The following is a 20,053-nucleotide window of genomic DNA, read 5'->3' on the forward strand; positions in this document are numbered from 1 at the left end:
ATAGCTATTTAACCTGAACTCTGGTTAATAGATTTACTAACATATGAATCAGGGTGATATTTAAATTTATTTTCTCTAGCCAGAGATTTTCAGTGAAAACAAGGCGAATTTACGCGTCAATAGCTGGCCTATTGCAAGTAAATTCAACGCAGTTAATGCTGAAAATAGCTGCTCGAGATAGATTTATCATCCAGAGCTCAGGTTATTTTGTGTGCAGTGCCACAGATACTTTGCTCACAGGTTGCTTACCAAGTGCTTTGGTTATCTCCCAGCCAGCGTCACTTAACCTTTGTAAATCAATTGAGTGTTCAATGCCAAGCCCTTGCAGTAAGTAAACTACATCTTCGGTGGCAACATTTCCTGACGCCCCCTTAGCATAAGGACAGCCACCAAGGCCCGCAACTGCCGCGTCAACCGTTGCAATACCTAGGCTTAAAGCTGCGTAAATATTTGTGAGCGCTTGGCCGTATGTATCATGAAAATGCACGGCCAACTTGGCTTTATCAATGTGCGTTAAAAGTAACTCGATTAATTGCGTTACTTTTTTTGCGGTGCCAACACCTATGGTATCGCCAAGGCTTACTTCGTAACAGCCTAAATCTAATAGCTTTTGCGATACACTTAGTACTGCTTGCGGGTCAATATCACCCTCATAGGGGCAACCGAGTACACAGCTTACATAACCACGTACACGAATATTATTAGCTTTAGCAAACGCCATTACTTCGCTAAAACGTTCAATACTTTCGTCTATTGAGCAGTTGATATTTCTTTGACAAAACGACTCACTCGCAGCTGTAAATATAGCAAACTCTTTAATACCAACAGCGTGCGCTGCTTGTGCACCTTTTAAGTTAGGTGTAAGGGCGCTTAAATTTACATTAGGTAATTCTAGCGCTGATATTACATCCGCTGAGTCTGCCATTTGCGGCACCCACTTAGGGGAGACAAACGCGCCCGCTTCAATATCTTTTAAACCTGCAGCACTTAGGGCGTTAATAAGCGCTACTTTATCGGCTGTGCTTACTGTCTTTTCGTTTTGTAGGCCGTCTCGCGCGCCAACTTCAACAATACGTACTTTATTTGGAAAGGCACTCATTATGCACCTTCCTCAGTTGTATCTTCGACAATAGCAAGTAAGGCTCCATGCGTTACTAATTCGCCTTCACCAAAACAGTAGCTTTTTAAAATGCCGTCATGTGGTGCGTTAAGCGTGTATTCCATTTTCATGGCTTCGATAATAACAACCGCATCGCCTTTGGTAATTGTGCTACCAATATCGATTAAGTGCTTAACTACTGTGCCATTAAGCGGCGCGGCAAGTGGCAGTGCTTCACTTTCGTGCGAACTAATATAATGTTTATCAACTAGTTCAAGCTTAGTTTGCAGTGCTTTATTCATCACTGTCACACTATTGCCAACAGTATTATTACCTACCGTAGTTACGTGCGCGCTATGTTTTTCACCGTTAATAAATACACTGCAAAGACCACTATTTAATGTGCCTTGTAGATTAAAAACGTGCTCGTTATGCGTAATACTATAACCCGCTGCTGTTTTTATAGCGCTTAGCTGCAAATCGGCAAAAGGGATCTTAATTGCTTGCGGAGCATTGAGTCTAAAACCAGTTAGTTGTTGCCACGGGCTTGCACTGTTTTGCGCATTTTGGGTGCTAGTTAGCGATTCTAAATACGCAAAAGCACCAATAAGCTGACTTGCTTGCAATAACGATTTATCAACCGCAACTAACGAATCACCTTGCTCAGCAATAAAGTGTGTGCTTGGCGCACCTTGTTTAAACGTAGGGTGGCTTGCTAAATTATGTAAAAAGCCAATGTTAGTGCTAAAACCTGCTAAATGAAATTGCTCAAGAGCGTGTTGTAAACGGCTCAGTGCTTGTTCGCGATTGTCGTCGTGCACAATAAGTTTTGCAATCATCGGGTCGTAAAACGGGCTGATTTCGTCGCCTTGTGCAATGCCTGTATCAATGCGTACAAATTCACTGTTAAGCGGTGTGTGTAGTGCTTCAATAGTGCCCGAACACGGGATAAAGTCGTTAGCTGGATCTTCTGCGTATATTCGTGCTTCAAAGCTATGACCCTGCAATTGAATATCACTTTGTGTCAGTGGCAATGTTTGCCCACCCGCAATATTAATTTGCCAATTGACTAAATCTACACCCGTTACCATTTCGGTCACAGGGTGTTCTACTTGAAGGCGCGTATTCATTTCCATAAAGAAAAATTCATCGCCACAAAGTAAAAACTCAACCGTACCTGCGCCTCTATAATTTATAGCCAGTGCACAACGTACAGCCGCTTCGCCCATTTCTTTGCGTAGTGCGTCAGATAAACCCGGAGCAGGGGCTTCTTCAATTACTTTTTGATGACGACGTTGCAAAGAACAATCACGATCGCCTAAATAAACACAGTTGCCATGGTTATCTGCAAATACTTGCACTTCTACATGGCGAGGTTGGTTTACATAGCGCTCTAATAACACTAAGTCGTTACCAAAACCGGCAATCGCTTCACGTTGCGCACCTTGTAGTGCGCTCATAAAGTCTTGTGCTTTTTCAACCACACGCATGCCTTTACCACCGCCACCAAAGGCCGCTTTAATGAGTACAGGGTAGCCAATTTTTTCAGCTTCACTTTGTAAAAAAGCAGGGTCTTGCTTATCACCGTAATAACCAGGCACTAACGGTACATTAGCAGCTGCCATTATTTCTTTAGCGCGGGTTTTAGACCCCATTGCTTCAATGCTACTTGCTGGTGGCCCTATAAAAGCAATGTTATTAGCTTCGCAGGCTTTAGCAAATTCGCTGTTCTCAGATAAAAAACCATAGCCTGGGTGAATACAGTCAGCGCCGCAGTCTTTGGCAACTTGTAAAATTTTGTCTGCTACTAAATACGAATCTTTACTTGGCGCGGCACCAATATGGTAAGCCTCGTCAGCCATTTTTACGTGCTGGGCATGTTTGTCTGCATCAGAGTAAACCGCGACCGTGGTTAAGCCCATTTGTTTTGCGCTGCGCATTACACGGCACGCAATTTCTCCACGATTGGCAATTAGTATTTTTTGTAATCGTTGTGTCTTCATAATCAATCCTACAGTTGCCAAGCGGGTGGGCGTTTATCAAAAAAAGCACTTAGCCCTTCTTGACCTTCTTCAGATACGCGAATTTTTGCAATACGCTCTGCGGTAAGCTCAATGAGTTCATCGGTTATTGGTTTATTTGCTACATCTTTAATTAATGCTTTTGCGGCTTTTACTGCAACAGGTCCGTTATCAATCAGTGTTTGCAGCATATTATCGAGCGCACAGTCTAAATTACCGGTTACTTGATGAATTAAGCCAAGTTGCTTAGCAGTATGTGCATCAAACACTTCAGCCGTTAAAAAATACCTGCGAGCAGCGCGCTCACCAATAGCTTTAATAACGTATGGACTAATAACCGCCGGAATAAGACCCAGTTTTACTTCACTTAAACAAAATTGTGCATCGTCTTTACTAAGGGCTATGTCGCAACAGGCTATTAAGCCCAGAGCACCACCAAAAGCGGCACCTTGCACAGCACAAATTGTAGGATGCGGGGAGCTTGCCAATACCTGCATTAATTTAGCTAATTGCATTGAATCAGCTAGGTTATCGGTGTAATTGTTATCAGCCATTGATTTCATCCAGGCTAAATCGGCACCGGCTGAAAAGTGTTTACCTTCTGTTTTTAAAACCAAAGCACGAATATCAAGCGTATTTGCATGTTCAATACACTGAATAAGTTCGTGTATTACTTCACTGTTAAATGCGTTTCTTTTTTCTGGGCGACTTAACACAAGTACAGCCACATTAGATTTTGTTATTTGTAGTGTTACTGACATTTTGCGCTCCGGTTACATTCTAAATACGCCAAATTTCGAATCACGTTTTGGTGCGTTATACGCAGCCGTTAACGCAAGCCCTAATACATTACGCGTATCGGCAGGGTCTATAATGCCGTCATCCCACAAGCGTGCGCTTGCGTAATACGGATGACCTTGCTCTTCATACTGTTCAATAATTGGCTTTTTAAAATCACTGATTTCTGGCTCGCTCATGGTTTGGCCTTTGCGTGCTAAACCATCTTGTTTAACTTGCGCCATTACACCAGCTGCTTGCTCGCCGCCCATTACCGAAATACGGGCATTAGGCCACATCCACATCATGGTTGGTTCAAATGCGCGGCCACACATACCGTAGTTACCTGCGCCGTAAGAGCCGCCAATAAGTACAGTGAATTTAGGCACATCAGCACACGAAACCGCCATCACCATTTTAGCGCCGTGCTTAGCAATACCTTCGGCTTCGTATTTTTTACCCACCATAAAGCCGGTAATATTTTGTAAAAATACTAAAGGAATATTGCGCTGAGCACACAGTTGAATAAAGTGGGCGCCTTTTTGCGCCGACTCACTAAATAAAATACCGTTATTAGCCACTATGCCAACAGGATTGCCGTAAATACTGGCAAAACCGGTGACCAGCGTTTCACCAAAGTAACGTTTAAATTCATCAAATGATGAATCATCCACTGTGCGCGCTATTACTTCGCGTACATCAAATGGCTTTTTAAGGTCGGTGCCCACAATGCCGTAAAGCTCGTTTATATCGTAACGGGGTGGCTTTACATCCTCTAGAAGAGGGGCCGTAGGGCGTGTATAATTAATACGCTCAATACATTGGCGCGCAATAGACAGCGCATGAGCATCGTTTTCAGCGTAGTGATCGGCAACACCCGAAATTTTACAGTGCACATCGGCGCCGCCTAACTCTTCGGCTGTTACTTCTTCGCCGGTTGCTGCTTTTACAAGGGGCGGACCTGCTAAAAATATAGTGCCTTGATCTTTTACAATAATACTTTCATCGGCCATTGCAGGTACGTACGCACCACCTGCGGTACATAAGCCCATTACTACAGCAATTTGTGGAATGCCTTTACCGGACATACGGGCTTGATTGTAAAAAATACGACCAAAATGCAACTTATCTGGAAATACATCATCTTGCTCTGGCAGATTTGCACCGCCCGAATCCACCAAATAAATACACGGTAAGTGGCAGCGCTCGGCGATATCTTGTGCGCGTAAATGCTTTTTAACGGTAAGCGGAAAATATGTACCGCCTTTAACCGTGGCATCGTTTGCAATAATCATGCATTCAACGCCTTTAACACGGCCAATACCGGCTACAACGCCTGCACAAGGTATTGCTTGTTCGTACACACCAAAGGCAGCAAATTGCGAAATTTCTAAAAACGGTGAGCCTTCGTCAATTAATGTATTTATGCGGTCGCGTACAAATAATTTACCACGGCCTTCGTGGCGCTCTTTTAATGCAGCGCCTCCGCCTTGGCTAATTGTTGCTACTTTACTGCGTAAATCATCCACCAGCGCTGACATATTTTTATGGTTTTGCACAAACGTTGGGTCGTGAGGATTAACGCTCGATTTTAAAATAGTCATGGTTTAATCCTTAACGGCTTTCTGTGAAAAGTTCGCGGCCAATAAGCATGCGACGAATTTCGGATGTACCTGCACCAATTTCGTATAATTTAGCGTCACGAAGAAGACGACCCGTTGCGTATTCGTTTATGTAGCCATTGCCACCTAAAATTTGAATTGCATCTAGCGCCATTTTAGTTGCTAGCTCTGCGGCGTATAAAATGGCACCGGCGGCATCTTTACGGGTGGTTTCGCCTCGGTCACACGCTTTAGCTACCGTATATACATATGAGCGCGCAGCATTCATTTGTGTATACATGTCGGCTATTTTGCCTTGAATTAACTGAAATTGACCAATAGGGGTATCAAACTGTTTACGCTCATGAATGTACGGTACCACTATGTCCATACACGCTTGCATTATGCCAAGCGGGCCCGCTGCAAGTACTACGCGTTCGTAATCAAGGCCACTCATAAGTACTTTAACGCCTTCGTTTAAGTTACCTAAAATGTTTTCCTCGGGTACTTCGCAGTTTTCAAATACTAGCTCACAGGTATTTGAGCCGCGCATGCCCAGTTTGTCGAGCTTTTGCGCTGTTGAAAAACCAGGAAAGTTGCTCTCAACAATAAACGCGGTAATGCCTTTAGCGCCGGCGTTTAAATCTGTTTTTGCGTAAATAACGAGTGTGTGTGCGTCGGGACCATTGGTGATCCACATTTTATTGCCGTTTAAAATGTACTTATTACCTTTTTTTTCGGCTTTGAGTTTCATCGATACAACGTCAGAGCCCGCATTAGGCTCGCTCATTGCAAGGGCACCAATGTGCTCACCACTAATAAGCTTTGGTAAGTATTTTTCTTTTTGAGCTTGTGTGCCGTTACGGTTAATTTGATTAACACACAAGTTTGAATGCGCACCATAGCTTAAACCTATAGAGGCACTGGCACGGCTTATTTCTTCCATAGCAATAACATGTTCTAAGTAACCTAAACCGGCGCCGCCAAGTTCTTCAGATACGGTCATACCTAGTACGCCCATTTCGCCCATTTGAGTCCAAAGTTGATTTGGAAAAGCGTTATCTAAGTCCGTTTTTTCAGCAAGCGGGGCAATCTCCTGACTCGCAAAACTGTTTACGTGGTCGCGGATCATATCGGCGGTTTCGCCAAGGCCAAAGTTCATTTCTTTATATAGTGAAATAGTGCTCATGATTCATTCCTGTGTGACGTGTGTGTTGTCAGTGTGTTGTTATTTTAAAAATAAACTTACTCGTCTATTTTATTAAGCGTGTCTCTGCAGCGGCGCTCGGCCGTCACCAACTCCATAAGAACAACTTTAATGTCGTCCATTTGTTGAGATAGGTCTGCTTTTTTTTCTGAAATAAGGTCAAGCATAGTAACCAACTGCTTAGCGCTTGATTTATCTGCGTCGTACAGTTCAAACAAACGACCGGTTTCGGCCAATGTAAAGCCAAGGCGCTTACCACGTAATATTAGTTTTAAACGCACTTTATCGCGTTTTGAATAAATACGGGTTTGACCATTACGTTCTGGCGTTATTAACCCTTGGTCTTCGTAAAAGCGAATAGAGCGGGTTGTAATGTCAAATTCTTTAGCGAGTTCGCTAATGCTAAATGTTTGTTCATTACTGGCCGGCATTTTGGCTGAGCTTGCAAAGTTTGTTTGATTATCTGGTTTCATAATTGTATTTACCTCATTCGAATAACTCCAATATAAGTGAAGTTTACGTAAAGGTAAAGCTTGGTGTGGTTTGAAACTATTTATAAAGGGATGTTTAAGCGAGGTATTGATTTATATTATTAATATTCAATGGGTTATTTTTATTTTATCAGTGTAGTCTAACCGATGGAAAATAATCCTTACACTTATAAAACTAAAAATTAAGCTGTTTTTAGTTGACGTTAGCGTAAACGTTAGTATTGTGTAAGGGTATTAAATAATAAATGAATACTAAATTAATAGAGCAAATATACTAACAACTATTTGCATATAAATACAATGGAGTTAGTTATGACTTTAGAATCAGTGGTAATTGTAGCAGCAAAACGCACCCCAATGGGTGGTTTTATGGGAGCGTTAAGTGATGCGCAGTCTACCGAGCTTGGCGCTACCGCCATTGCAAGTGTACTCACACAAACTGGTTTAGCTAAAGATGCTATAGACGAAGTAATTATGGGCTGTGTATTACCAGCAGGGCTTGGACAAGCACCTGCACGCCAAGCAATGTTAAAAGCAGGCCTTGCACTTAGAACTGGCGCTACAACAATTAACAAAGTATGTGGCTCTGGTTTAAAAGCAGCCATGCTTGCAAACGATTTAATTAAAGCGGGCTCAATTCAATCTGCTATTGCTGGTGGCATGGAGAGCATGACAAATGCACCGTACTTTATACCAAAAGCGCGTGGCGGTATGCGCATGGGACATGGCGAAATAAAAGATCACATGATGAGCGATGGCCTTGAAGATGCTTACGACAACAAAGCAATGGGTTGTTTTGCACAAGACACCGCCGATGAATACGGCATTGGCCGCGAGCAAATGGATGCGTTTGCATTAGGCTCATTAAGTAAAGCAAAAGCAGCAATACAAAATGGTAGCTTTGATAACGAAGTTGCACCCCATACAATGCAAACACGCAAAGGCGATGTAACAGTATCGATTGATGAGCAACCAGGTAACGCCCGTCCAGAAAAAATCCCTACCTTACGTGCAGCTTTTAAAAAAGACGGCACTATTACAGCCGCTAATTCATCGTCAATTTCAGATGGTGGCGCAGCGCTTATATTAATGAGCGAATCAAAAGCAAAAGAGCAGGGCTTAACACCGCTTTGTAAAATTGTGGCGCACAGCACGCATTCTCAAAAACCAAGTGAATTTACAGTAGCGCCAGTAGGGGCTATGAACAGCGTGCTTGAAAAAGCAGGTTGGGCTGTAAACGATGTTGATCTTTGGGAAATTAACGAAGCATTTGCCATGGTAACCATGCTGGCTATTAACGAGTTAAAACTTGATGAAAGCAAAGTAAACGTTAATGGCGGTGCATGTGCACTTGGCCACCCAATTGGTGCAAGCGGCGCGCGTATTTTAGTAACGCTGATTCATGCCCTTAAAAACCGAGGTCTTAAAAAAGGCATTGCGTCTTTATGTATTGGTGGCGGTGAAGCGGTTGCTATGGCCGTAGAAGCGTATTAACTAGGTATTAAATAGTTATAAGAAAGCTGTACGAATAACTACAAAAGCGCTGCACTAATAATGCTAACAAAGCGGCGCTACCAATTTTAAAAGAGAACACACAACTCACACACTAGGATTTAATCATGCACCAAGTACCACTACTTATTAATGGCGAATTTATTCAATCAGCATCAAAAGAGCTTATCGATGTTATAAACCCAGCAACTCAAGAAGTACTTGCACAAGTGCCATGTACCACAAAATCAGAAATGGACGCGGCAATTGCCTCAGCTTCTGAGACGTTTAAAACATGGAAAGACGTACCCATTACAGAACGTGCTCGCATTATGATGAAGTACGCAGCGCTATTAAAAGAACATCATGATGAGCTTGCTACCATTATTTGCCACGAATTGGGTAAAACATTTGAAGATGCAAAAGGCGATGTTTGGCGCGGTATTGAAGTAGTAGAACAAGCAGCAAACGCACCATCATTAATGATGGGTGAAACAATGGAAAACGTAGCGCGTAAAATCGATACGTATTCTTACATGCAGCCACTTGGCGTATGTGCGGGCGTAACCCCGTTTAACTTCCCTGCAATGATCCCCCTTTGGATGTTCCCGCTGGCAATTGTGTGTGGTAACACCTTTATTTTAAAACCGTCTGAACAAGATCCACTTACACCAATGCGCTTAGCAGAGCTATTTATTGAAGCCGGCGCACCAAAAGGCGTATTACAAGTTGTTCACGGTACAAAACCACAAGTAGACCGCTTACTTGAAGATAAAGCAGTACGCGCTATTTCGTTTGTTGGCTCGTGTGGTGTAGGTGCTTATATTTATTCTAAAGGCACACAAAACCTTAAACGTGTGCAAGCCTGTGTTGGCGCTAAAAACCACATGGTTATTATGCCTGATGCAAGTAAATCGCACGTTGTAAACAACCTAGTAGGCGCATCTGTCGGTGCTGCTGGCCAGCGTTGTATGGGTATTTCGGTTGCTGTGTTTGTAGGTCAAGCAAGTCAGTGGGTAGATGAAATAAAAGCAGGCTTTGAAAATGTACGCCCAGGCGTGTGGGATGATGCAAACGCGGCATACGGTCCACAAACATCAAAAGCAGCAAAGGCACGTATTTTATCACTCATTGCTGGTGGTAAAGAGCAAGGCGCTACCTGTTTAATTGATGGCTCTGACTTTACGGTTGAAGGGTATGAGCAAGGTAACTGGGTTGGTCCGACGTTATTTAGCGATGTAACCAAAGAGATGGATTTATACAAAGAAGAAATATTTGGTCCAGTACTAGCGTGTATGTTTGTAGACACGCTTGAAGAGGCAATCGCCCTTATTAACGACAGCCCTTACGGTAACGGTACCTCGTTATTTACGTCAAGCGGCGCAGTGGCTCGTAAATTCCAACACGAAATTGAAGTAGGCCAAGTAGGTATTAATGTGCCAATTCCGGTGCCACTTCCGTTCTTTTCATTCACTGGTTGGAAAGGCTCGTTTTACGGCGATACTCACACGTACGGTAAGCAAGGTATTCGCTTTTACACAGAAACTAAAACAATTACATCACGTTGGTTTGAAGACGACATTGCGTCGGGCCCAAACATGAGTATTAACTTAAAATAATCGTAATTAAAAAATGAGTAAATAAAAGAATAATTAATAAAAAAGATGGGCGCGAAGGCTACTTCACACACAACACACACATAAGCCTTCGCCGCTCGTCACAAACTATCCCTGTAACGGGAAACACTAACAACACAACTAACACAATTAAAGAGGTCTACCATGGACTTTAACTTATCTGAAGATCAACAAGCCTTTGCACAAACTGCACGTCAATTTGCCGAGTCAGAACTTGCGCCCCATGCCGCAAAATGGGATCGCGAACATATCTTTCCTAAAGACACGATTAAAGCAGCGGGCGAGCTTGGTTTTTGTGGTTTATACACGCCAGAGGAAGCAGGCGGCCTTGGTTTATCACGTTTAGATTCGAGCATTATTTTTGAACAGCTTGCTATGGGCTGTACAGCAACTACGGCCATGTTAACCATTCATAATATGGCCACGTGGATGGTAGCAAGTTTTGGTACCGATGCCGTTAAAGACAAATACGTAGAGCAATTAGTAATGGGCGAGCTACTTGCCTCTTATTGTTTAACAGAGCCTGGCTCTGGCTCAGACGCCGCATCACTTAAAACAAAAGCCGTGCTTGAGGGTGATGAGTACGTTATTAACGGCTCAAAAATGTTTATATCGGGCGCTGGCGAAACCGAAGTATTAGTTGTAATGGCACGTACTGGCGGCGAAGGTGCTGCTGGTATTTCGGCATTTGTAGTCCCGGCCGACGCAAAAGGTGTTGAATACGGCAAAGCAGAAGAAAAAATGGGTTGGAACGCACAACCTACACGCCTAATTAGCTTTGAAGATGTGCGTATTCCTGCGCATAACTTATTAGGGGCAGAGGGCGAAGGCTTTAAATTTGCGATGCAAGGCCTTGATGGCGGTCGAATTAACATTGCCACATGTTCAATTGGTACAGCGCAAGCGGCGCTTAATACCGCCCGCGAATACTTAAAAGAGCGCACTCAATTTGGTAAACCATTGGCTGCGTTTCAAGCACTGCAATTTAAAATTGCCGATATGAACACCGAACTTGTAGCCGCGCGCCAAATGGTCAGGCTTGCTGCATTTAAACTTGATAATAACGACGTTGAAAAAACCACTTACTGCGCCATGGCTAAGCGTTTTGCTACCGATGTTGGCTTTACCGTGTGTAACGACGCACTGCAAATTCATGGTGGTTACGGTTACATAAAAGAATACCCGCTTGAGCGCCATGTACGTGATGTACGCGTTCATCAAATTTTAGAAGGCACTAACGAAATCATGCGTGTAATTATTGCGCGCCGTATTTTAGCGCAGTCAGCAAGCGACGTTTTATAAGGAGCAATGTATGTCAGAATCTAAATCTAATCCGAGTATTGAACTAACAACCGAAGGTCATGTTGCAATTTTAACTATGTCTAATCCGCCAGCAAACACCTGGACAAAAGACACCCTAGTTGATTTAAAAAATACCGTTAACGCGCTTAATAACAATAAAAATATTTATGCATTAGTACTGACTGGCGAAGGCGAGAAGTTTTTTAGCGCGGGTGCCGACCTAAATGTATTTGCTAGTGGCGATAAAGGCGTAGCCGCTGATATGTCGCGTGTATTTGGTGAAGCATTTGAAGCGCTTACTAATTTTAGAGGAGTGTCGGTTGCTGCCATTAACGGTTACGCAATGGGCGGCGGGCTAGAGGTCGCGCTTGCGTGCGATATACGTATTGCGGAAGAGCAAGCACAAATGGCATTGCCTGAAGCTAAAGTAGGGTTATTACCCTGTGCGGGTGGTACACAAAATTTAGCATGGCTTGTAGGCGAAGGCTGGGCAAAACGCATGATTTTATGCGGCGAGCGCTTAAAAGCCGATAAAGCCCTACAAATTGGCTTAGTAGAAGAAGTAGTACCACACGGTGAAAGCTTTGCAGAGGCATTAAAACTTGCAAACCAAGTGGCCGATCAAAGCCCTAGCTCGGTAGCTGCGTGTAAAACTTTGATTCAAAAAGGGCGTCATCAACCGATGGCAAGTGTATTGCCTCTTGAGCGTGAATTGTTTGTTGGATTGTTTGATACACAAGATCAACAAGAAGGCGTAAATGCCTTTTTAGAAAAACGCCGCGCTAACTGGGTAAACGGCTAATGAGTGCTTTAACAGTATTAAATAACGCCGATGAGCCCGTAGTATTTGAAACCGCAACCGCAGAAAATGGCAGTTTAATTGGGCTTATTACACTCAATGCACCAAAAGCATTAAATGCGCTTAATTTTGAGATGATCAAATTACTTGAGCCGCAATTGCGAGCTTGGCAAGACGATGAAACTATTGCAATGGTGTTGTTAAAAGGCGCAGGCGATAAAGCATTTTGTGCTGGTGGCGATGTTGTGAGCCTTCATCATGCGATGGCGCAGGGTAAACCAACAAGCCTAGTTGAAGAGTTTTTTACACTAGAGTACAAGCTTGATTATCTTATTCATACCTTTGATAAACCAATCCTTGTTTGGGGTAACGGCATAGTAATGGGCGGCGGTTTAGGGCTAATGGCCGGTGCTAGCCACCGCGTTGTAACCGAAACATCACGCATTGCCATGCCAGAGCAAACCATAGGTTTATACCCAGATGTAGGCGGCAGTTACTTTTTACATAAAATGCCACAAAGCGTCGGGCTATTTTTAGGGCTAACGTCGGCCTCTATAAACTGCGACGACGCGCGTTTTGTATCGCTTGCAGATCACTTTATCGATAGCAACAAATATGATGCCATGCTTGCGCAAATTTTAACTGCCAAGTGGGGCAAAACTGCGAGCTTAAATCATGATCGATTAACCGATTTACTCACCGATTTAGACAACCAGTCGGCGCGTATGCCTAAAGGCAATATAAAAGCTAACCTAAAAACGATTCAGAAACTGGGTGAGTTTAAAACCTTGCAAGAGCAGGTTAATTATATTTTAGGGCTAACCACTGATGACAAGTGGCTACAACGCGCTCAAAAATCACTTAAACACGGATGCCCATTAAGTTGTGCACTCGTTAGTGAGCAATTAAAAACCAGCAAAGGCAAAAGCTTATTAGCGTGTTTTAAAATGGAGCTAAGTATGTCGGTTCGCGCTGGCGAAGTAGGTGAGTTTCAAGAAGGTGTAAGGGCGTTATTAATAGATAAAGACGGCGCGCCTAATTGGCAGTACAAAACACTAAGTGATGTACCACAAACAATAATCGACAGTTTTTTTGCTAACCGCTTTGGCGAAAAACACCCTCTCAATGGCTTAGACACGCCATCACACAAATAAAGGAAAGACGATGACTAAACTAAATATTGGTTTTATCGGCTTAGGTAATATGGGCGGCCCAATGGCGGCTAACTTAATTAAAGCAGGCCATATTGTTAGCGTGTTTGATTTAAACCAGTCGGTCGTAAATGAGCTTGCAAGTAAAGGCGCAAAAGCAGCAGTTGATGCAAAGCAGTGCGCAACTAATGCTGACGTACTTATTAGTATGTTACCTGCGGGCAAACATGTTAAGTCGCTTTACTTAGGTAATAATGACGACAGCGGTTTAATTAACGTGCTGATCAACAATACATTAGTAATTGATTGCTCAACAATAGATGCAGAATCAGCACGTATTGTAGGCAGTAAACTTGGCGAGCAGGGCATTAGCTTTGTAGATGCACCGGTATCGGGCGGCGTTGCAGGAGCAACTGCTGGCACTCTTACCTTTATTGTAGGTGGCGAAAAAGCAGCGTTCGATAAAGCAAATACAGTGCTTAGTGATATGGGTAAAAACATATTTCATGCAGGCGATATTGGCGCAGGGCAAGTAGCAAAAATATGTAATAACATGCTACTCAGTATTTTAATGGCAGGTACCAGCGAAGCACTGCAAATGGGTATAAATAACGGCCTCGATCCTAAAGTACTTAGCGACATAATGACCGCAAGTTCGGGCCGTAACTGGACGCTTGAACTTTACAACCCTTGCCCAGGTGTAATGGATACCGCACCGGCTAGTAACGATTACAAACCAGGCTTTATGGTCGATTTAATGGCTAAAGACCTAGGCCTTGCCATGGAAGCCGCGCAGCAAAGTAATTCATCAACCCCAATGGGTTCAATGGCTAAAAATTTATACACTATGCTACAGCACCAAGGTGCGGGTAGTGATGACTTTAGTGCCATTTTTAAACTGTTTTCTAAGTAGGAGCAACGCGTGGAAATTAAAAGTAACACGGTAGTAATAACCGGTGGCGCACAAGGTTTAGGCTTTGCAATGGCGCAAAAGTTTGCACTTATGGGTGCTAACATTGCTTTAATAGATATGGCACAAGATTTATTAAACACCGCATGCGAAGAACTCACACAGCTTGAAGGTGTAACCAGCAACATAAAAGGTTATGCCGCAAACGTAACCACTGAGAGCGAAGTAGAAAACGTATTTAATACCATCAACAGCGATTTTGGCCATATTGGCGTGCTTATAAACAACGCCGGTATTTTACGCGACGGCATGTTTATAAAAGCTAAAGATGGCAAGGTCGTTAAAAAAATGTCTCTTGAGCAATTTCAATCAGTGATTGATGTGAACCTGACCGGTGTGTTTTTAGCAGGGCGGGAAGCTGCAAGCCACATGATTGAATCAGGCAAAGGCGGCGTAATCGTAAATATGTCGAGCGTAGCGCGCGCAGGTAATATTGGGCAAACAAACTACGCGGCATCAAAAGCAGGCGTAGTGGCACTTACCACCACATGGGCTAAAGAACTTGGCCGCTTTGGTATACGCGTAGGCGCTATTGCACCAGGTGTTATAAGCACCGCCATGACCGACGCCATGAAGCCCGAAGCCAAACAACGTATGCTTGCAGTAACGCCAGTAGGGCGCTTAGGCGAAAGCGACGAAATTGCCCATACTGCACAATACATTATCGAAAACGACTTTTTTACCGGTCGCGTGGTTGAAATAGACGGCGGCATTCGTTTGTAAAACGAACTAGATTAAGGTTGATTTAAAAGCATAACTCTTTGGGTTGTGCTTTTTGGTTTTAAATCGGGGAGATTTATAAACTTGAAAAAGGGCTAATAACCCCGTTTGCACCTTGCTGCAATACATGAGTATAAATTTGTGTGGTTTTAACATCAGAATGGCCAAGCTGAGCTTGAACAGTTCTTATATCGGCGCCATTTTGCAGTAGATGAGTAGCAAAAGAGTGCCTTAATGTATGAGGTGTTATTATTTTTGTTAACCCTGATTTTTGGACGGCTTTTTTAACCTCTTTTCTAATACAAGAGTGATGAAAATGATGTCGCCTTATTTCACCACCTTGAGGATCTGAACTTAACATATGAGAAGGAAATAAATATTGCCATGCTAGTGTTTTTGCGGCTGAAGGATATTTTTTTGTTAAGGCATATGGCATCCACGCGCCGGCATATTTAGTGTTATTTAAATCAAGCTTTAGGTAGTCATCAACGTTTAAAATTTGAGTTCTCAGCATAGGGATCAGCTCTGTAGCGAGCGTTACAATACGATGTTTATTTCCTTTGCCATTCCATACTTGAATACATTTATAATCAAAATCAATATCTTTCACCCTTAATTGCACCGCTTCCATTACTCTTAAACCACTTCCATACATAAGGGCTGCAATTAAATAATAGCGCTTATTTAAATGAGCCATCAACATTTTAACTTCCTCTGGGGTCATCACGACAGGGAGCTTTGCTTGTTTTTTACTACGGGCAAAATTTAAATTTAATGAAAGTTCGTTTTTTATTATATGTTTGTATAAAAATGACAATGAATTGAGTGCAGTGGCTTGCGTACGTGGTGCAACGTTTTGCTTTAACACTAAATGTTCTAAGTAGCACTCGACTTCATTGTCTCCCATTGAGGCGGGATGGCGTTTATTATGAAAATGGATATAAGATGCAATCCATCTTAGGTAGGTATCGATGGTGCGTAATGAATACTGACGTACCAACATATAATCGGCTATATAATTTAAAAATGGAGAGCGTGTTTTCATATTACCACCAATAATGTAACTGTATTTATATACAGTATAGTTGCACTGCTCCCATCTTCAAGAAAATGAGCGACGAGCGCATTTTGTCTTTTATTGAGAGTTTGTGTGCTAGTAAAAAATTATATATAGCAATGTGTTAAGTTATTTGGTAAAAATGATTTATTGAATACATGAGCGTGACATTGGCAGGTATATGCGCGATGAGCGCACTATAAAATTGTTAAGTCTCTTATGAATATCGAGTATTACGAAAGTTTTGAGAAAGAATTAGAAGCTGGCTTAAAAAAGCAAGCGACTGCCTCTGTTAAAAAATTTGTCGACTCATTTAAAAGTCGTGAAGAAGTTAAAAATTGGGTTTGGTCATATTTACCAAACCTTGAAAAAAACCGTCATAGCTGTATCAGATATGAAATATTTATTAATTTGGTATACCCGACCCTAAAAGAAGGCTTTGAGTCTAACGACTACAACTCTACTTTATGGCTTGGTAAGCTAATTCAAAATGTATATCAAACCAAAGGTATTTTTGAAGAACTAGGTTCCTTGGTTGAGATGGATTTCTATCGTAAATGTTACGGAATCGATTCTTCAAATTCTGAAGGTCGAACTCTACTTTTAGAGAGCATTTTAAATTGGCTTTCACATTGCGAGCATGAATGGCCATCTGGTATTTTATACGCAATGGACGGTGCAACATTAGAGCAATGCGAAATAATAAGAAAAGAGACTGATTTTGCGTTCACTTTAGCATCAACTGAAAGAGATGCAGCTTTTATTGAACAGTTTTTATGTAAGCTTAGTTTGTACGAAGAGAGACTTAACAAGTCACTAAAGCAGGACTCGTAACAGTTGGCTCGGTTCCGCTTCGCTTCACATTTTAGCCAACAATTACTCGCCTCTTAGTGAGGCGTTAGGGTTTTCTGGAGTCACGGATGAAATTTAAACTACCTTTTATTTTCCTCGTATTTATTTCAACATTCGCGTATTCGAATGAAATTGATGAATTCTGGAATACAGAAGCTGCATATAAAAACAAAGCTGAAAGTTATATTTCTCAACTGTACAGCAATAAGCCTGAACTTCTTGTTCTTGAATTTTCTATTAAACGCAACCCAACGAAAATTGAATCTGAATTAGAGCACTATGTATTTTTTAAGGCGCTCGACAAAGCGAGTATCGTTGATACTAAAGATCCTGCTATTCTAGAATGGGCTAAATCTAATGGTATAAGTGCTAAAGATATAACCATCTATGACGTAGTTTTCGAGTTGCCTAAAACTAATAATATCAGTCCAGTAATAATGTCAGTTGGGCAAGAGACTGGCTTTTTAAACAACAAATGGGCAGAGTTAATAAAACCTTAAAAGCACTTAAAATGCAACAAAAACAGTTACTCAGGTTCCGCTTCGCTTCACATTTTAACCAGCTATTTTTGTCCGCTTAAGTGGGCGTTGAGGCTGTAGAATTACTCTTTTTTAAGAAAACAGCCTGTTTTATGGTTTCCAAATGCATTACCTAATGCTTTTAAAGCGCTTAGAGTTGATTTGAGGAACTCGTTTTTTAATTGAATTTGGTTGTTGGAGTTATTCTACAGCCTCGTTAGTTGGCTTAAATTCACCCTGTAGTATGGAATAGATTTTTGGAGTTTTAAAAATGGAGTTTCTCATAGGTTTAATTCTTTTTTTATTCTTCTTTGTTCTAGTAAATTATGTACAAAGCATTGTTGGATTTTACCCTAAACTAGCAAAAGAGTACAAAACGGATTTATGTATTTCTGAACGTTCACTTTTTAAATCAAAAAGTATTAACCTGACAAATGTTGCGGACTTTTCTCAGGAGAAAAACAGTGAATATAGAAATTTTCTAAATATAAAACCATGTAAACAAGGTTTGTTTATAGGTCAAAATAAGATGTTGATTCTACTATTTCCCAATAAATTTTTAATTCCTTGGGGGCAAATCAACCTAATAAAAGAAAAAACTAATTTTTTAAAAAATCAATATCTTTATAAAGTAGAAAGTAAAAAAGAGCCTATTTATATCATTTCTAAATTCGATCTGTTTAAAAGCACAACTAACAAGAATTTAAAGCGGGACTGCTAACAGTTTGCTCAGTTTCGCTTCGCTACACATTTTAGCAAACTATTATCAGCCCCTTAAATGGGTGTTGGTATGACTCCCACTGTCAAGTTAAGCACACTGATCCTTGCTTCACTTTTTAAGCCATAATTACTTCAGCTCGAATTAGAGCGAGTTAATACATAGGATGAAGCAAGTAATTTCGTCGGTTATCTTGCTGATATTCGTTGGTTATTACTATTTCTAGCAACAGAGCAGACCTTACTTATTCCGTCGTGGCACCTGTCTTCAGTCTATGTTCGTGGTTCAATGCAGCGTTAGCTGCATTGCCATCCTAACGCCGTCGGTGGTTGTGCCACACCCGATGCTTGATCCCATGCATTAACTCTAATTCGTTTATCATGCGGGTACTCTTGCCAATCTAAGTTTTGCGTTCACTGGCGTAAGTACCACTTCTTTTGCAATGGCCCATATGTACGCAATCATTTCTCGGGCAATTGCGGTGACAACAAGGTTGTAGTGTTTCCCTTTGGCTATCATTTTTTTATAGCGCTTGCAGAGCCTAAGTTGTGCTTTCCACGCAATATCAATAATGTCCTTTGGTAAACCTTCTTGTCGTTTTTGCATATCTGTCGATATATTTGCCGCATACCGATAAGTGTGTGCACCTTCAACGAGAAGGCGTCTTGCTCGGCCGTTTCCGCATTTTGTGATAGCGCCAATATGGCGTTTGCCACCACTCGAGTGTTCACTGGGTACAAGACCGAGATAACTCATTAATTTACGGGGATGGTCGAAGCGCGATAAATCACCAAGCTCAGCCACAACGCCGGTGGCGACCAACAAGCGAACACCTCGCATTGCTTGTATTGCTTTAACAACGGGATAATAACGCCATTGATGGACGTGATGTGTTAGTTCATTGTCTAGTCTTTCAAGTCGGCTTATTCGCTCGGTAATTGTTTGTAAAAACTCTTGTAAGACAATGTGCTGCGCGGGATGTGGCAGCACAAGCTCAGTGAGCCAACGTAAATGTTTTTGTGACCAATTTGCGGTGCCTTTGTAATTAATATTATTGCGAAGCAGCAACGCTTTTAATTGATATTTAGCATCTTTTAAATCTTTCATGGCTATTTCGCGTGCGCGAGATAAATCGCGTACGGCTTCATCTTCAGGCTCGGGAACATAGATAGGTGTTAAATCTTCAGACTTAAGTAATTTAGCAAGTTTAAGAGCATCACGTTTATCGGTTTTAATCTTCTCGCCTGGTTTTTTAGGAATAAGAGACGGGGCAACCACATAACAGCAATGGCCAAGGCTTGTGATTAATCTGTAAATCCAATAACCACATGGGCCTGCTTCATAAACAAAATGAAGTGTTGCGCCAGGGTATTTCGATTCGAACTGACGAACAAGCTTTTGAACGGCCACTTTGGAAGACGAAACTCGGCCAAGATGAACAGGTTGCGCACCTCTATGTTCTTCAATATAGGCGACTTCATTGAATTCTTTATGTGTATCAAGACCGATAAAAAGTATGCTATGTTTATTCATGTTAGCCTCTGCTGTTTAGTTAATTGACAAACTAATTATGGCTCTGGCTTTGAATTAAGCTAACCCACGAAAAGCGGAGGCTAACACCGTGTGGGAGTCATTATGTCTA

Annotated in this window: 18 protein-coding genes; 10 read left to right on the plus strand and 8 right to left on the minus strand. The window is 42.0% G+C overall.

Going from position 1 to position 20,053, the window contains the following annotated elements:
* Window positions 1–202: 202 nt before the first annotated feature.
* The 6 genes from H5116_RS01140 to H5116_RS01165 are packed head-to-tail and all read right to left on the minus strand — an operon-like array spanning window position 203 to window position 7,178.
* Window positions 203–1,099 carry a hydroxymethylglutaryl-CoA lyase gene (locus H5116_RS01140; protein ID WP_182715367.1) on the minus strand — a complete coding sequence of 299 codons (897 nt, stop codon included), beginning with the start codon at window positions 1,097–1,099 and terminating at the stop codon, window positions 203–205.
* Window positions 1,099–3,102 carry an acetyl/propionyl/methylcrotonyl-CoA carboxylase subunit alpha gene (locus H5116_RS01145; RefSeq protein ID WP_182715368.1) on the minus strand — a complete coding sequence of 668 codons (2,004 nt, stop codon included), beginning with the start codon at window positions 3,100–3,102 and terminating at the stop codon, window positions 1,099–1,101. The genes H5116_RS01140 and H5116_RS01145 overlap by 1 nt, the downstream gene beginning before the upstream one ends.
* 8 nt (window positions 3,103–3,110) lie before the next feature.
* A complete protein-coding gene (locus tag H5116_RS01150) occupies window positions 3,111–3,881 on the minus strand; it encodes an enoyl-CoA hydratase/isomerase family protein (RefSeq protein ID WP_182715369.1) in 771 nt (256 codons plus the stop codon).
* A 12-nt stretch (window positions 3,882–3,893) separates the two neighbouring features.
* On the minus strand, window positions 3,894–5,501 hold the full coding sequence (locus H5116_RS01155) for a carboxyl transferase domain-containing protein (protein WP_182715370.1): 1,608 nt from the start codon (window positions 5,499–5,501) through the stop codon (window positions 3,894–3,896).
* Between the two features lie 10 nt (window positions 5,502–5,511).
* A complete protein-coding gene (locus H5116_RS01160) occupies window positions 5,512–6,687 on the minus strand; it encodes an isovaleryl-CoA dehydrogenase (protein WP_182715371.1) in 1,176 nt (391 codons plus the stop codon).
* Window positions 6,688–6,743: 56 nt separating this feature from the next.
* A complete protein-coding gene (locus tag H5116_RS01165; RefSeq protein WP_008135264.1) occupies window positions 6,744–7,178 on the minus strand; it encodes a MerR family DNA-binding transcriptional regulator in 435 nt (144 codons plus the stop codon).
* 330 nt (window positions 7,179–7,508) lie between these two features.
* On the opposite strand from H5116_RS01165, the gene H5116_RS01170 reads away from it, so the two are divergent.
* From H5116_RS01170 to H5116_RS01200, 7 genes are all read left to right on the plus strand, one after another.
* Window positions 7,509–8,690 carry an acetyl-CoA C-acyltransferase gene (locus H5116_RS01170; protein WP_182715372.1) on the plus strand — a complete coding sequence of 394 codons (1,182 nt, stop codon included), beginning with the start codon at window positions 7,509–7,511 and terminating at the stop codon, window positions 8,688–8,690.
* 125 nt (window positions 8,691–8,815) lie between these two features.
* Complete coding sequence (locus H5116_RS01175; RefSeq protein ID WP_182715373.1) at window positions 8,816–10,306, plus strand: CoA-acylating methylmalonate-semialdehyde dehydrogenase; 1,491 nt, start codon at window positions 8,816–8,818, stop codon at window positions 10,304–10,306.
* A gap of 162 nt (window positions 10,307–10,468) precedes the next feature.
* Entirely contained in the window at window positions 10,469–11,626 is a 1,158-nt protein-coding gene (locus tag H5116_RS01180; RefSeq protein WP_182715374.1) for an acyl-CoA dehydrogenase family protein, read from the plus strand.
* A gap of 10 nt (window positions 11,627–11,636) precedes the next feature.
* Window positions 11,637–12,428 (plus strand): enoyl-CoA hydratase, encoded by a 792-nt coding sequence (locus H5116_RS01185; RefSeq protein ID WP_182715375.1) that lies wholly within the window; start codon window positions 11,637–11,639, stop codon window positions 12,426–12,428.
* On the plus strand, window positions 12,428–13,579 hold the full coding sequence (locus H5116_RS01190) for an enoyl-CoA hydratase/isomerase family protein (RefSeq protein WP_182715376.1): 1,152 nt from the start codon (window positions 12,428–12,430) through the stop codon (window positions 13,577–13,579). The genes H5116_RS01185 and H5116_RS01190 overlap by 1 nt, the downstream gene beginning before the upstream one ends.
* A 10-nt stretch (window positions 13,580–13,589) precedes the next feature.
* Complete coding sequence (gene mmsB / locus H5116_RS01195) at window positions 13,590–14,489, plus strand: 3-hydroxyisobutyrate dehydrogenase (protein WP_182715377.1); 900 nt, start codon at window positions 13,590–13,592, stop codon at window positions 14,487–14,489.
* 9 nt (window positions 14,490–14,498) lie between these two features.
* The gene (locus H5116_RS01200; protein WP_182715378.1) at window positions 14,499–15,269 is read left to right on the plus strand and encodes an SDR family oxidoreductase; all 771 of its coding nucleotides are present in this window, start codon (window positions 14,499–14,501) and stop codon (window positions 15,267–15,269) included.
* Between the two features lie 73 nt (window positions 15,270–15,342).
* Here the strand turns inward: H5116_RS01200 and H5116_RS01205 are convergent, their stop codons facing one another.
* Window positions 15,343–16,311, minus strand: a complete 969-nt coding sequence (locus H5116_RS01205) for an integron integrase (RefSeq protein ID WP_182715379.1) — start codon at window positions 16,309–16,311, stop codon at window positions 15,343–15,345.
* Window positions 16,312–16,542: 231 nt separating this feature from the next.
* Here H5116_RS01205 and H5116_RS01210 point away from each other — a divergent pair, with 231 nt between their 5' ends.
* From H5116_RS01210 to H5116_RS01220, 3 genes are all read left to right on the plus strand, one after another.
* Window positions 16,543–17,157: a hypothetical protein gene (locus H5116_RS01210; protein WP_182715380.1), complete on the plus strand. Its 615-nt coding sequence runs from the start codon at window positions 16,543–16,545 to the stop codon at window positions 17,155–17,157.
* A gap of 86 nt (window positions 17,158–17,243) precedes the next feature.
* A complete protein-coding gene (locus H5116_RS01215; RefSeq protein WP_024600383.1) occupies window positions 17,244–17,675 on the plus strand; it encodes a hypothetical protein in 432 nt (143 codons plus the stop codon).
* A gap of 289 nt (window positions 17,676–17,964) precedes the next feature.
* Complete coding sequence (locus tag H5116_RS01220) at window positions 17,965–18,414, plus strand: hypothetical protein (protein ID WP_182715381.1); 450 nt, start codon at window positions 17,965–17,967, stop codon at window positions 18,412–18,414.
* A gap of 375 nt (window positions 18,415–18,789) precedes the next feature.
* Here the strand turns inward: H5116_RS01220 and H5116_RS01225 are convergent, their stop codons facing one another.
* The gene (locus tag H5116_RS01225) at window positions 18,790–19,944 is read right to left on the minus strand and encodes an IS110 family transposase (protein ID WP_182715382.1); all 1,155 of its coding nucleotides are present in this window, start codon (window positions 19,942–19,944) and stop codon (window positions 18,790–18,792) included.
* Window positions 19,945–20,053: the final 109 nt, after the last annotated feature.

The organism is Pseudoalteromonas sp. SG45-2 (assembly GCF_014164115.1).
GTDB lineage: Bacteria > Pseudomonadota > Gammaproteobacteria > Enterobacterales > Alteromonadaceae > Pseudoalteromonas > Pseudoalteromonas distincta.

Bases quoted from the DNA above. Each gene is read 5' to 3' on its own strand.
- H5116_RS01140 (WP_182715367.1), bottom strand. From the start codon at position 1,099: ATGAGTGCCTTTCCAAATAAAGTACGTATTGTTGAAGTTGGCGCGCGA.
- H5116_RS01145 (WP_182715368.1), bottom strand. From the start codon at position 3,102: ATGAAGACACAACGATTACAAAAAATACTAATTGCCAATCGTGGAGAA.
- H5116_RS01150 (WP_182715369.1), bottom strand. From the start codon at position 3,881: ATGTCAGTAACACTACAAATAACAAAATCTAATGTGGCTGTACTTGTG.
- H5116_RS01155 (WP_182715370.1), bottom strand. From the start codon at position 5,501: ATGACTATTTTAAAATCGAGCGTTAATCCTCACGACCCAACGTTTGTG.
- H5116_RS01160 (WP_182715371.1), bottom strand. From the start codon at position 6,687: ATGAGCACTATTTCACTATATAAAGAAATGAACTTTGGCCTTGGCGAA.
- H5116_RS01165 (WP_008135264.1), bottom strand. From the start codon at position 7,178: ATGAAACCAGATAATCAAACAAACTTTGCAAGCTCAGCCAAAATGCCG.
- H5116_RS01170 (WP_182715372.1), top strand. From the start codon at position 7,509: ATGACTTTAGAATCAGTGGTAATTGTAGCAGCAAAACGCACCCCAATG.
- H5116_RS01175 (WP_182715373.1), top strand. From the start codon at position 8,816: ATGCACCAAGTACCACTACTTATTAATGGCGAATTTATTCAATCAGCA.
- H5116_RS01180 (WP_182715374.1), top strand. From the start codon at position 10,469: ATGGACTTTAACTTATCTGAAGATCAACAAGCCTTTGCACAAACTGCA.
- H5116_RS01185 (WP_182715375.1), top strand. From the start codon at position 11,637: ATGTCAGAATCTAAATCTAATCCGAGTATTGAACTAACAACCGAAGGT.
- H5116_RS01190 (WP_182715376.1), top strand. From the start codon at position 12,428: ATGAGTGCTTTAACAGTATTAAATAACGCCGATGAGCCCGTAGTATTT.
- mmsB (WP_182715377.1), top strand. From the start codon at position 13,590: ATGACTAAACTAAATATTGGTTTTATCGGCTTAGGTAATATGGGCGGC.
- H5116_RS01205 (WP_182715379.1), bottom strand. From the start codon at position 16,311: ATGAAAACACGCTCTCCATTTTTAAATTATATAGCCGATTATATGTTG.
- H5116_RS01210 (WP_182715380.1), top strand. From the start codon at position 16,543: ATGAATATCGAGTATTACGAAAGTTTTGAGAAAGAATTAGAAGCTGGC.
- H5116_RS01215 (WP_024600383.1), top strand. From the start codon at position 17,244: ATGAAATTTAAACTACCTTTTATTTTCCTCGTATTTATTTCAACATTC.
- H5116_RS01220 (WP_182715381.1), top strand. From the start codon at position 17,965: ATGGAGTTTCTCATAGGTTTAATTCTTTTTTTATTCTTCTTTGTTCTA.
- H5116_RS01225 (WP_182715382.1), bottom strand. From the start codon at position 19,944: ATGAATAAACATAGCATACTTTTTATCGGTCTTGATACACATAAAGAA.